This window comes from Pseudonocardia asaccharolytica DSM 44247 = NBRC 16224, assembly GCF_000423625.1.
Taxonomy (GTDB): domain Bacteria; phylum Actinomycetota; class Actinomycetes; order Mycobacteriales; family Pseudonocardiaceae; genus Pseudonocardia; species Pseudonocardia asaccharolytica.
Genome location: NZ_AUII01000003.1, coordinates 37409 through 49584, shown reverse-complemented (window position 1 = coordinate 49584; position 12176 = coordinate 37409). Strand labels below are relative to the sequence as shown.

The following is a 12176-nucleotide window of genomic DNA, read 5'->3' as shown; positions in this document are numbered from 1 at the left end:
GAGCAGCCGATCGCGCCCCCGCCGGCCGTCAGCCGGGCGGCGTGCCGACCGCCAGCCGCTCCCCCCGCAGGGCCGCCGTGGCCAGCGTGCGGAACTCCGGCTCGCTGCCGCTGCCGGTGATCAGCAACCGGGACTCGGGCGGACCCGGCAGGGTCGTCACCCAGAACGGTTCCTCGCCGGGGTTGCCGTAGACGACCCAGGTGGCGCCGCCGGCCTCGACGGTGCCGTGGCCGATCTGTGGACCGCTGGCCTCCGCCGCGACCAACGCCTCCTCCACGGCATTGCTCTGCACCAGCCGCAGGTATCGGCCGTCCGGGGCCAGATACCCGACCCGGACGGCCCGCCCGCCGTCGACGAGCCCCTCGTCACTGGAGTTCGCGCGCCAGCCGTCGGGGAGTGCGGGGACGCGCAACGAGAACGGGGTGTGCACCGCGGCCGCGCGCAGCCGGGCCGGCGCGTCGATGACCGGCCCCCTGTCCGGGGAGACAGACGGCCCGCCCGGGCTGAACGAGCACGACTGCGTCGTCGCGGCGAAGACCAGCGCGATCGCCGCGAGCACGGCGAGCGCGCCGAGCATGTCGCGCATGCTCAACGAGGAGCGTGCCGGTTTGCGAGGCGGCGGGGGCTCACGGCGTCCGGAGTCGGAACTCACGAGCACCATGGTCCCAGTCATCGTGGTCTCGGTCCCTCTGCCCACCGCGCAGGCCGGTGATCTGCGAGGATCAAACCCCTCCCCGCCGACCGGTGACCGCCGGGCCGATGCGGGCCTGCACCGTTCCCCCGCCCGGTACCCGGGCGGGGCCGACCCGACATGGAGGCGCTGATGAGTAACCGGCACCACGAGCCGAAGCGCGAGGCCCCGGACCGCAACCTCGCCATGGAGCTGGTCCGCGTCACCGAGGCCGCTGCGATGGCGGCAGGCCGGTGGGTCGGGCGAGGAGACAAGAACGGTGGTGACGGCGCCGCCGTCGACGCAATGCGCCACCTCATCCAGAGCGTGTCGATGCGTGGCGTCGTCGTCATCGGCGAGGGTGAGAAGGACGAGGCGCCGATGCTCTTCAACGGCGAGCAGGTCGGCAACGGCGAGGGGCCGTGGTGCGATGTCGCGGTCGACCCGATCGACGGCACCACGCTGATGAGCAAGGGCATGCCCAACGCGATCGCGGTGCTCGCCGTGGCCGAGCGGGGTGCGATGTTCGATCCGTCCGCCGTGTTCTACATGGAGAAGATCGCGGTCGGCCCGGAGGCCGCGGACATCATCGACATCACCGCTCCGGTCGAGGAGAACATCCGCCGGGTCGCGGCGGCCAAGCAGATCGAGGCGGAGGACGTGACGGTCTGCATTCTCGACCGCCCGCGGCACGAGGCGATCGTGAAGGAGGTGCGGTCGACCGGAGCGCGCATCCGCTTCATCACCGACGGCGACGTGGCGGGGGCGATCTCCGCGGCCCGCCCGAACACCGGCGTCGACATGCTGCTGGGCGTCGGTGGGACGCCGGAGGGCATCATCGCCGCCGCCGCGCTCAAGAGCATGGGCGGCGCCATCCAGGGGCGGCTGTGGCCGACCGATGACGCCGAGCGGGCGAAGGCGATCGCCGCCGGGCACGATCTGGACCGCGTCCTCACGACCGACGACCTCGTCGCCGGGGACAACGTCTTCTTCTGCGCCACCGGCATCACCGACGGCGATCTGCTGCGGGGCGTGCACTACCGGGCGGGCGGCTGCACCACCCAGTCGATCGTGATGCGGTCGAAGTCGGGCACCGTGCGGATGATCGACGGCTATCACCGGCTCACGAAGCTGCGCGAGTACTCCGAGATCAACTTCGGTTCCCCGAGCGCGATCGAGGAGCCCGAGGACCTCGCACCACCCCTGCCGTGACGGGCTGCCTCGTGGCCGAATTGTGAGGATTCTCCACCCGTTCGGGGCTGGATCACCGCCCTGATCACCCGGATCCTCGGTGATCGGTACGGAGAGTGCCCATCCGGTTGCGGACCGGGCAGCAGTCGCGGGGGGTGGACGTGCGCGCTGGGCGGATGCTGGGCCTGCTCGCGCTGGTGGCAGCGGTCGGGTTGCTCGGCGGCGGGGCAGCCGCCGCGGTGTCCCGCAGCGTCGCGACGGAGTCGGCCCCCAGCGGAACGGAGACCGGGCCGGTACCCGCCGCGGCCGGTGCCCCGCCCACCGCCGGCGCGGCCGAAGCTCCGCCCGTCAGCAGCGCGGCGGCCGCGCCGGCGAGCACCCCGCCGGCCGCATCGTCCGCACCGCCCGTGCCGCGGCCGGTCACCACCGCGCCGCCCGCGACCTCCCGGCCGGTGCCATCACCGACCGTCGAGCGCTCCGCCGCGGCCCCGTGCCACCCCACGGCCCGGGCCTGCGTCGAGCTGTCGGCGAAGCGGGCGTGGCTGATCCGCGACGGCGTCGTCGTCCACGGTCCGGTGCCGATCACCCACGGGCAGCCGGGCTGGCGCACTCCACCGGGCACCTTCCGCGTCACGTTCAAGAACAAGCACCATCGCAGCAGCCTTTTCGACAACGCCCCGATGCCGTACTCGGTGTTCTTCAACGGCGGCATCGCGTTCCACGAGGGAAGCCTTGCGGAGCAGTCACACGGCTGCATCCACCTCTCCCGGTCGGCGGCGCAGGTCTTCTTCGGGTCGCTCGAACCCGGCGACGTCGTCCAGGTGGTGCGCTGAGACCCGGCCTTCGGGTACGGACCATGCAGCCGAAGGCGGTGGACGTGCGCCGCAGCCGATGGGCCAGCCGCTCCCTCCGGAAACGCGACGAGCAGGTCTGCGACGAGATCCAGCCACGGTGGGCAATGGGCATGCGGGGACTCGAGCGAGAACACTGGAGCCTTGGCGTCCTCCACCGCTTGGAGGCGGTGCATCCGCTGCCCGCGGGTGCGGTAGCCCAGTTGCTCGACCGCGAGGTTCCATACGTACCGGGCGTGCCCGCAGTGCGCGAGCAGACCCTGCCCCTGCTCGGGGTGGGGTACAGGCGGAACCGCACGTCTGCACCGTCCCACGGTCCACCGACAGTTTCGCGAAGGGAGGCAGCGCCAGTCCGCCGCCCGCCGACGCGGGTGGTCTCCTGGCGCAACTCTGATGACGAGTGACACCCCCGGCTCCGGCCCCGAGTTCCGCACCGAACACGACACCATGGGCGAGGTCCTGGTACCGGTGGACGCGCTGTGGCGCGCGCAGACGCAGCGGGCCATCCACAACTTCCCCATCTCCGGACGCGGGCTGGAACGAGCGCAGATCCGCGCCCTCGGCCTGGTCAAGGGCGCGGCGGCGCGGGTGAACGGGCGGATCGGCGTGCTGGACACCGAGCTCGCCGACGCGATCGCCACGGCGGCGGACGCGGTGGCCGGCGGTGACCATGATGCACATTTCCCCGTTGACGTGTTCCAGACCGGGTCGGGGACCTCGTCGAACATGAACGCCAACGAGGTCATCGCGACGATCGCCACCCGGGCCTCCGGTCGGCAGGTGCATCCGAACGACCATGTCAACGCATCGCAGTCGTCCAACGATGTGTTTCCGACGACGATCCACCTTGCCGCCACCGAGGCGCTGGCCACCGACGTCGTCCCGGCGCTGGAACATCTCGCCGGCGCGCTGCGGCGGCGCTCCGCCGACTGGGCCGAGGTCGTCAAGGCCGGCCGCACCCACCTGATGGACGCAGTGCCGATCACCCTGGGTCAGGAGGTGGGCGGCTGGGCCACCCAGGCCGAGTACGGCGCCGCCAGGGTGCGTGACGCGCTCGCGCGGCTGGGCCAGCTCCCGATCGGCGGCACCGCCGTGGGCACCGGGCTGAACGCGCCCGAGGGCTTCGGCGCCGGCGTCGTCGCGGAACTGCGCGCGGCGACGGGGCTCGACGTGCTGACCGAGGCCGCCGACCACATCGAGGCCCAGGGCGCCCGGGACGGGCTGGTCGAGGCCTCCGGTGCGCTGCGCACGGTCGCGGTGTCGCTTTTCAAGATCGCCAATGACCTGCGCTGGCTGGGCTCAGGGCCCCGCACCGGGCTCGCCGAGCTGTACCTTCCCGACCTGCAGCCGGGCAGCTCGATCATGCCGGGCAAGGTCAACCCGGTGCTCTGCGAGGCGACCATGATGGTGGCCGCGCAGGTCATCGGCAACGACGCCTGCGTCGCCTTCGCCGGCACCCAGGGCAATCTCGAGCTCAACGTGATGATGCCGGTCATGGCGCGCAACCTGCTGGAGTCCGCGCGGCTCCTCGCCACGGTCGGCCGGCTGCTCGCCGACAAGGTCGTCGACGGCGCGCAGGCCGACGTCGCGCGCGCCCGGGAGTACGCCGAGTCCTCGCCGTCGATCGTGACCGCGCTGAACAGGTACCTCGGCTACGAGGAGGCGGCCTCGATCGCCAAGCAGGCGCTTGCCGAACGCATGACGATCCGGGATGTCGTGCTCGCCCGCGGGCACGTGGCCAAGGGCAAGCTCACCCTCACCGAGCTCGACGCCGCGCTGGATGTGCTGGCGATGACCCGGCCGCGGTAGCGCCTCACACCCGGCGGGACACATCGCAGCCAGTGCGTCACCAAGAGTTCACGTGGTCGTCAACTGACGCCCCGTTACCCGTGACAGAGTGCTATCGCACCCAGTAAGGGTTCCCTAAGAATTGGGCCAACGGAATGAGCGACTATCAACGCTTTGTCTTCGATCCGCTGTTCAACCTGCGGACCGCCCGGATCGTCGGCTTCGAGGTAACGCCGCGCTATCCTCGAGACCAGATCGGGATGCGCGCGGCGGGCACCGTCTGGGGCACCCGGCAGATCGTCGACCTCGACGCCGGGGTGGCACTCGCCTCGCTGGCCTTCGCCACCGACTGTGACGCGAGCGTCCCGCTACACGTCAACATCCTGGCCGACACCGTGGTCACCGGGCGGCGCAGGCTGCGCTGGATGCTCGACGGACTGGCCGAACGGGAGCGGGCCATCCCACCGGTCGTGCTCGAGGTGAACCCCGCGGCCTCCGCGGCCCCGGCGGACGCGCTGACCGAGGGGCTGGCGGAGCTGCGCGGCTGGGGATTCCGGATCGCGCTCGACGCGATGGGCCGCGGGTTCGGACTCGACCTGATCCCGACGATCCGTCCCGATCTCGTCAAGCTCGACGAGCACCTCGTGGCGGCGCTCCCGGAGGGCGGCGCCGCCACGGCCGTCGTCCAGGCGATCTGCGACGTCTGTGCCGCGGTCGGTACCTGCGTCGCCGCGACCGGGGTGACAGGCGGCGACCAGCTGGCGGCCCTGCGCGGGCGCGCCGTCTCCTGGGTGCAGGGGATGCTGCTCAGCCACCCGCGCCGACGGCCGTCGACGGCCGGGGTGCGGGTGCCGGTCGAACTCGCGACGCCGGCGGCCGAGACGGCCTCGGCCCCCGGCATGCCCGCGCGGCCGCCGCACCCCCGACCGGCACCCGCCACCGTGCGCGAACTGGCCCAGGCCGCGGTCACCCTGCCCAGCACCGCGACGGCGGAGACCGCGCGCCGGGCGTTGGCCGACCACCCGCTCGCCGGGGGGATCGTGCTGCTGGACCCGCAGCGGCGACCGACGGGCTATCTCAACCGCAACCGCTTCATGCTGGCCATCTCCGGGCCCTACGGTCGGGCGCTCTACGCCGCGCGCCCGGCTCGGACGCTGGCCGATGCACCCTTGCTGATCAACGAGCAGACCACGGTGCGCTCGGCCGTCCAGAACTGCATGCAGGGCGACCCCGCCCGCAGCTACGACGACCTCGTGCTGGCGGGCTCCGACGGCAGCTGCAGCGGCGTCGTCCGGGTTGCCGACCTGCTGCGGCTCGCCACCGCCATCCCGGTGAGTGCGTAACAGTGTTCTAACACTGTTACGCACTCACCGGGATGGCGCATGCCGGGGATCAACCGGCGGCGCGGGAGAACCGGGCGCCCCACTCGCGGACCAGCTCGGTCAGCTCGGGCGGCGAGCGCACCTCGAACTCCGCGCCCAGCGCGCCGAGCGCCATCATCGGCCAGTCCAGCGACTCGACGGACATCCGCAGCACACAGCGGGGCCCGGCACGATGGTCTCCGGCGAGTTCCTCGACCGTGGCCCATCGGCCGAGCTTGTCCCGGACGGCCGGCGCCGGGGCGTGCACCAGCACCTCGACCGCGTGAGTGGAGGTCAGGGTGCGGATGCCGGTCCGGACGAACTCCGCGGCGTCGGACGTCGGGAGCTCGCGGGGCCGGAACCGGGCGCCGGTGCGCCGCGGCGCGGTGAGCCGGTCCAGCCGGAAGCTGCGCCAGTCGTGGCGGTGCAGGTCGTAGGCGACCAGATACCAGCGCCGGCCCATAGGGACCAGCCGGTGCGGCTCGGCGAGCCGGTCGGCGCGATCGCGGTCCCGCGCGGTGTAGCCGAACTCCAGGCGTTCGGCGTCCCGGCAGGCCTGCGCGACCGTGATCAGCACCTCCGGGTCGACGACCGGTGCCGGGCCGTCCTCCCACGTCGCGGGCACCGTGGCCGCCCGTAGCGCGTCGACCCGGCGGCGCAGCCGCGGCGGCATCACCTGCACCACCTTCGTCAGCGCCCGGACCGCGGACTCCTCGACGCCGGCCAGCGAACCCTGGGTGGCCGCCTGCATTCCCACCGCGAGCGCCACGGCCTCCTCGTCGTCGACGACCAGTGGGGGCAGCGCCGCCCCGGCGGCGAGTTGGTAGCCGCCGTCGACCCCGCGGTTGCCCCGCACCGGATAGCCGAGCTCGCGCAGCCGCTCGATGTCGCGGCGCAGCGTCCGCACGGAGACCCCGAGCCGCTGCGCCAGCTCCTCGCCCGGCCAGTAGCGGTGACTCTGCAGCAGGGAGAGCAACCGCAGCGTCCGCGAGCTCGTGTTCGCCATGTCCCCAGCCTCCCGCGATTGAGGACGGGAACTGACCGGAGTGCCCCCTACCGTTGTTCTCACAGCAGGAAACCGAACGAGGGGCGGGCACCATGAGCAGCACCGAGACCACCGGCACCACCGCACTGGTCGGCGAGCGGGCGGACATCCTGGAGACGCTGACCAAGCACCGGCACTTCCTCCGCTTCACCGCCCGCGGCCTCAGCGACGAGCAGGCGGCGCAGCGGTCGACCGTCAGCGAGCTGTGCATCGGCGGACTGATCAAGCACGTGACCGCGACCGAGGAGGCCTGGGTCGAGTTCATCCTCAACGGTCCCGCCGCCATGGCGCCCAGCGGCGACGACTGGGAGCAGCACGCGCTCACCTTCCGGATGCTGCCCGGCGAGACCCTGGCCGTGCTGCTGGACCGCTACGCGCAGGTGGCGCGGAGGACCGACGAGCTCGTCGCGACCGTCGACCTCGACGCCGCGCACCCGCTGCCCGAGGCCCCGTGGTTCGAGCCGGGCGCGCGGTGGTCGGCGCGGCGGACCCTGCTGCACGTCGTTGCCGAGACCGCCCAGCACGCGGGGCACGCGGACATCCTGCGCGAGGCGATCGACGGCGCGAAGTCGATGGGCTGACCCGGATCGGCGGGAAGTGTCGGTGGTCGCTGCCAGGATGGCTTCCGTGCTGCTCACCAGGGTGGTGGAGACATCGGCGGCGGTCGGGGCCACCCGATCCCGCACGGAGAAGATCGCCGCGCTCGCCGCGCTGCTCCGCCTCCTCGAGCCGGACGAGGTGGAGCCCACCACCGCGTGGCTGGCCGGCGAGCCCCGGCAGGGCCGGATCGGGGCGGGCTGGCGCACGCTGTCGGGGCTGGTCACCGACCCTGCCGACGAACCGACGCTCACCGTGGCCGGGGTCGACGCCGCGCTCACCGAGCTGGCCGGGGCCGCCGGCGCGGGGTCGGCCCGGCGGCGCAAGGAACTGCTCGGCGAGCTGTTCGGTGCCGCGACCGGGGACGAACAGGCGTTCCTGGTCCGGCTACTCACCGGCGAGCTGCGCCAGGGCGCGCTGGAAGGCGTGATGCTCGACGCGATCGCCGCCGCGGCGCAGGTCCCGGCCGGGACCGTCCGGCGGGCGTTCATGCTGTCGGGCCGGCTACCCGGGACGGCGGCGGCCGCGCTCACCGGCGGCGCCGCGGCGCTCGAGGCCGTGCGCCTGGAGGTGGGCAGGCCGGTGCGCCCGATGCTGGCCGGACCCGGTGACTCGCTCGACGCCGTGCTCGCCGGGCTCGGGCCGCAGGTGAGCGTCGAGTTCAAGCTCGACGGGGCGCGCATCCAGGTGCACCGCGACGGAGCCGAGGTCCGGGTCTGGACCCGCACCCTGCACGAGATCACCGACGGCGTCCCCGAACTGGTCGAGCTCGTGCGCGCGTTGCCGTGTCGCACCGTCGTCCTCGACGGGGAGACCCTCGCGCTCGACGACGACGGCAGGCCCCGGCCGTTCCAGGACACGATGAGCCGGTTCGGCAGTGACACCGGCAGCGACGCGGGCGACCTGCTGAGCCCGTTCTTCTTCGACGTGCTGCATCTCGATGGCGTCGATCTGCTCGACGCGCCGCTGCACAAACGGATCGAGGCGCTCGGTGGTCTGGTCGACGGCGCCGAGCCCACGCTGCGCATCCCGGGCGTGCTGCGCCCGTCGGCCGAGGAGGCGGCCGCGGTGCTCGACGCCGCGCTCGTCGCCGGGCACGAGGGCGTCGTCGTCAAGGCCCTCGACGCGCCCTATGCCGCGGGCCGGCGTGGCAGGTCCTGGCAGAAGGTGAAGCCGGTGCACACCCTCGATCTGGTGGTGCTCGGCGCGGAATGGGGCTACGGGCGGCGCACCGGCAGCCTGTCCAACATCCACCTCGGCGCCCGCGATCCCGACGGCGGCGAACCGATCATGGTCGGCAAGACGTTCAAAGGCATGACCGACGAGCTGCTGGCCTGGCAGACCGCGACCTTTCCCCGCTACGCGCGCGAGCAGCGCCCGCACGAGGTGTTGCTGCGCCCCGAGCTGGTCGTCGAGATCGCGCTGGACGGCGCGCAGCGCAGCACCCGTTATCCCGGCGGCGTCGCGCTGCGCTTCGCCCGGGTCGTGCGCTACCGCCCGGACAAGACGCCGGCCGATGCCGACACGATCGACGCCGTGCGTGCGCTGCTCCGCGGGTAGAATTCCGACACCGTGCGCTTCCTGGATGGGCAAGAGCCTCACCACGACCTCACCTACGACGACGTCTTCCTCGTCCCCAGGCGATCGTCGGTGGCCTCCCGGTTCGATGTCGACCTGGCCACCGCCGACGGCTCCGGTGCCACGCTGCCGGTCATCGCCGCCAACATGACCGCCGTCGCCGGCCGCCGGATGGCCGAGACGCTGGCCCGCCGCGGTGCCCTGACCGTCCTGCCGCAGGACGTCGCGCCGGAGGCGGTCACCGAGATCGTCGCGTGGATCAAGTCCCGGCACCCGGTCTGGGACACCCCGCTCGTGCTGCACACCGGCGACGCCGCGGCCGACGTGCTGAACCTGCTGCCCAAGCGCGCGCACGGCGCCGTCGTGGTGGTGGACGACGCCGGGCGCCCGGTCGGCACCGTCGACGAACCGGCCTGCCTCGGCGTCGACCGCTTCACCCGGCTCTCCGAGATCCTGGACCCCGCGCCGCTGGTGCTGCCGCTCGACGTCCCACCGCGCGAGGTCTTCGAGGCGCTGGGTGGCCGCGGGGTCGCGCTCGGCGTCGACGCGGACGGGAAGCTCGCCGGGCTGCTCACGGCGCGGGACGCGCTGCGCGCCGGCATCTACACCCCCAGTCTCGATCCGGCGGGCCGGTTGCGCACGGCCGCGGCGGTCGGCATCAACGGTGATGTCGCGGTCAAGGCGAAATCCCTGCTCGACGCGGGTGTCGACGTACTCGTCATCGACACCGCACACGGGCATCAGGACAAGATGCTCGACGCGCTGCGCGCCGTGCGATCCGTGATGAACGATCGGGACGCCGCCGCGCCGGTTCCGGTCGTCGCCGGGAACGTCGTCACCGCCGAGGGGGTACGCGACCTCGCCGCCGCGGGCGCCGACATCGTCAAGGTCGGCGTCGGCCCTGGCGCGATGTGCACCACCCGGATGATGACCGGGGTCGGGCGCCCGCAGTTCTCCGCGGTCGCCGAATGCGCGGCGGCCGGGCGCGACCACGGCGTGCGGGTGTGGGCCGACGGTGGGGTGCGGCATCCGCGCGACGTCGCGCTGGCGCTGGCGGCGGGCGCGTCCGCAGTGATGATCGGTTCGTGGCTGGCCGGGACCTACGAGTCGCCCGGCGACCTGCTGCACGATGAGAGCGGCCAGCCGTACAAGGAGTCCTTCGGGATGGCCTCCAAACGCGCGGTCAGCGTCCGCACCCGCGGCGACGGTGAGTTCGACCGCGCCCGCAAGGCGCTGTTCGAGGAGGGCATCTCCAGCTCGCGCCAGCTGCTCGACCCGGCCCGGCCGGGCGTCGAGGACCTGCTCGACTCGATCTGCGCCGGGGTGCGGTCGGCGTGCACCTACGCCGGGGCACGCACCCTCGACGAGTTCCACGACCGCGCCGTTCTCGGCATCCAGACCGCCGCGGGCTTCACCGAGGGCGCTCCGCGCCCGTGAGTGCCGGGTAACCCCGGAGCGTTACCCGGCACTCACGAGGGCTACGCTCCGGGCCCCTCCAGCATCTCCGTCACCAGCGCGGCGATCGGGCTGCGCTCGCTTCGGGTGAGCGTGACGTGGGCGAACAGCGGGTGCCCCTTCAGCTTCTCGATCACCGCCGCGACGCCGTCGTGCCGTCCGACCCGGAGGTTGTCGCGTTGGGCGACGTCGTGGGTGAGCACCACCCGGGAGGCCGAACCCAGCCGGGAGAGCACGGTGAGCAGCACGTTGCGCTCCAGCGACTGTGCCTCGTCGACGATCACGAAGCTGTCGTGCAGCGACCGGCCGCGGATGTGGGTCAGCGGCAGCACCTCGAGCATCCCGCGGGAGAGCACCTCGTCGATGATCTCCTGGCTGACCAGCGCACCGAGGGTGTCGAAGACGGCCTGGGCCCAAGGCGACATCTTCTCGCTCTCGGTGCCCGGCAGGTAACCGAGCTCCTGGCCGCCGACGGCGTAGAGCGGGCGGAACACGACGACCTTGCGGTGCTGCTGACGTTCCAGCACCGCCTCGAGCCCCGCGCACAGCGCGAGCGCCGATTTGCCGGTGCCGGCCCGGCCGCCGAGCGAGACGATGCCGATCTCGGGGTCGAGGAGAAGCTCCAGCGCGACGCGCTGCTCGGCCGACCGTCCGTGCAGCCCGAACGCCTCGCGATCACCCCGGACCAGCTTCACCCGCTTGTCGGCGGTGACCCGGCCCAGCGCCGCGGAGCTGCCGCCGAGCAACCGCAGCCCGGTGTTGCACGGCAGGTCGCGCGCGGCGTCGTTGTCGACGACGCCATCGCGGAACAGGGCATCGATCTCGGTGGCCGCGACATCGAGATCGGCCATTCCGGTCCAGCCGGAGCTGATGACGTCCTGGGCGCGGTACTCGTCGGCCTGCAGGCCGACCGCGGCGGCCTTCACTCGCAGCGGCATGTCCTTGGTGACGAGCACGATCTCGCGGGTGCCGTGCGCCTCGGCGCGCAGGTTCAGCGCACAGGCCAGGATCCGGCTGTCGTTGCTGTCGGTTCGGAAGCCCGCGGGTAGCACGCTCGGATCGGTGTGGTTGAGTTCCACGTGCAAGGTCCCGCCCGCGGTACCGATCGGGATGGGGACGTCCAGCCTGCCGTGCTGGATGCGCAGGTCGTCGAGCTGACGCAGCGCCGCGCGGGCGAACCACCCCAGTTCCGGGTGGTGCCGCTTGCCTTCGAGCTCGGAGATCACCACCAATGGCAGGACGACATCGTGCTCGTCGAAACGGGTCAGCGACCACGGATCCGAGAGCAGGACGGAGGTGTCGAGCACGTAGCAGCGGGGTGCGGTGTGTGCCGCCTCCGGTGCGGGGTCGACAGGCCCTGATGTGGGGGCGGTACGGCGATCGGGCACGATTGCTCCTCGCCGGCGCTCGTCGGCGGCGGGCCGGGCAGCGTCGTATGGCGATCTCGCGAGCTCGGTCAACGAATGCTCCCTCGTGGGCGCGGCACCACGCCCACACTCTGGTGGCCGGCGGGCCCTGGAGCGGTACGACTCGACGGCCTGGAACTCGCCGCCCAGCCCGCCCGCGAGGGCCGGTTGCCGGCCCCCTCGGGTGCAAGTGACACCACGACCAGGGCCTCCCCGGACGGTCCGCATCAGGCA

The 12176-nt window shown here is 72.7% G+C and carries 10 protein-coding genes; 7 read left to right on the top strand and 3 right to left on the bottom strand.

Annotated features, from left to right (window positions below):
• Window positions 1-28: 28 nt before the first annotated feature.
• Complete coding sequence (locus G567_RS26735) at window positions 29-652, bottom strand: DUF4245 domain-containing protein (protein WP_161631667.1); 624 nt, start codon at window positions 650-652, stop codon at window positions 29-31.
• A 171-nt stretch (window positions 653-823) separates the two neighbouring features.
• On the opposite strand from G567_RS26735, the gene glpX reads away from it, so the two are divergent.
• From glpX to G567_RS0104240, 4 genes are all read left to right on the top strand, one after another.
• A complete protein-coding gene (gene glpX, locus G567_RS0104255; RefSeq protein ID WP_028928994.1) occupies window positions 824-1882 on the top strand; it encodes a class II fructose-bisphosphatase in 1059 nt (352 codons plus the stop codon).
• Between the two features lie 95 nt (window positions 1883-1977).
• Entirely contained in the window at window positions 1978-2694 is a 717-nt protein-coding gene (locus tag G567_RS0104250; RefSeq protein ID WP_245585533.1) for a L,D-transpeptidase, read from the top strand.
• Between the two features lie 411 nt (window positions 2695-3105).
• Window positions 3106-4521, top strand: coding sequence for a class II fumarate hydratase (locus tag G567_RS0104245; protein WP_028928992.1), 1416 nt, complete (start codon window positions 3106-3108; stop codon window positions 4519-4521).
• Between the two features lie 134 nt (window positions 4522-4655).
• The gene (locus tag G567_RS0104240) at window positions 4656-5843 is read left to right on the top strand and encodes an EAL domain-containing protein (protein WP_028928991.1); all 1188 of its coding nucleotides are present in this window, start codon (window positions 4656-4658) and stop codon (window positions 5841-5843) included.
• 49 nt (window positions 5844-5892) lie between these two features.
• Here G567_RS0104240 and G567_RS0104235 read toward each other — a convergent pair whose 3' ends face one another.
• Window positions 5893-6867: a helix-turn-helix transcriptional regulator gene (locus G567_RS0104235; RefSeq protein ID WP_028928990.1), complete on the bottom strand. Its 975-nt coding sequence runs from the start codon at window positions 6865-6867 to the stop codon at window positions 5893-5895.
• A 92-nt stretch (window positions 6868-6959) separates the two neighbouring features.
• Here G567_RS0104235 and G567_RS0104230 point away from each other — a divergent pair, with 92 nt between their 5' ends.
• From G567_RS0104230 to G567_RS0104220, 3 genes are read left to right on the top strand one after another with little or no spacing between them, the layout of a single operon-like run.
• Window positions 6960-7487, top strand: coding sequence for a DinB family protein (locus tag G567_RS0104230; RefSeq protein ID WP_028928989.1), 528 nt, complete (start codon window positions 6960-6962; stop codon window positions 7485-7487).
• 37 nt (window positions 7488-7524) lie between these two features.
• Complete coding sequence (locus G567_RS0104225) at window positions 7525-9063, top strand: ATP-dependent DNA ligase (RefSeq protein WP_445009115.1); 1539 nt, start codon at window positions 7525-7527, stop codon at window positions 9061-9063.
• A 12-nt stretch (window positions 9064-9075) separates the two neighbouring features.
• Complete coding sequence (locus G567_RS0104220) at window positions 9076-10518, top strand: GuaB1 family IMP dehydrogenase-related protein (protein ID WP_028928987.1); 1443 nt, start codon at window positions 9076-9078, stop codon at window positions 10516-10518.
• 41 nt (window positions 10519-10559) lie between these two features.
• Here G567_RS0104220 and phoH2 read toward each other — a convergent pair whose 3' ends face one another.
• A complete protein-coding gene (phoH2, locus tag G567_RS0104215; protein WP_028928986.1) occupies window positions 10560-11843 on the bottom strand; it encodes an RNA 5'-3' helicase PhoH2 in 1284 nt (427 codons plus the stop codon).
• Between the last annotated feature and the right edge of the window lie 333 nt (window positions 11844-12176).

Bases quoted from the DNA above. Each gene is read 5' to 3' on its own strand.
- glpX (WP_028928994.1), top strand. From the start codon at position 824: ATGAGTAACCGGCACCACGAGCCGAAGCGCGAGGCCCCGGACCGCAAC.
- G567_RS0104245 (WP_028928992.1), top strand. From the start codon at position 3,106: ATGACGAGTGACACCCCCGGCTCCGGCCCCGAGTTCCGCACCGAACAC.
- G567_RS0104240 (WP_028928991.1), top strand. From the start codon at position 4,656: ATGAGCGACTATCAACGCTTTGTCTTCGATCCGCTGTTCAACCTGCGG.
- G567_RS0104235 (WP_028928990.1), bottom strand. From the start codon at position 6,867: ATGGCGAACACGAGCTCGCGGACGCTGCGGTTGCTCTCCCTGCTGCAG.
- G567_RS0104230 (WP_028928989.1), top strand. From the start codon at position 6,960: ATGAGCAGCACCGAGACCACCGGCACCACCGCACTGGTCGGCGAGCGG.
- G567_RS0104225 (WP_445009115.1), top strand. From the start codon at position 7,525: ATGGCTTCCGTGCTGCTCACCAGGGTGGTGGAGACATCGGCGGCGGTC.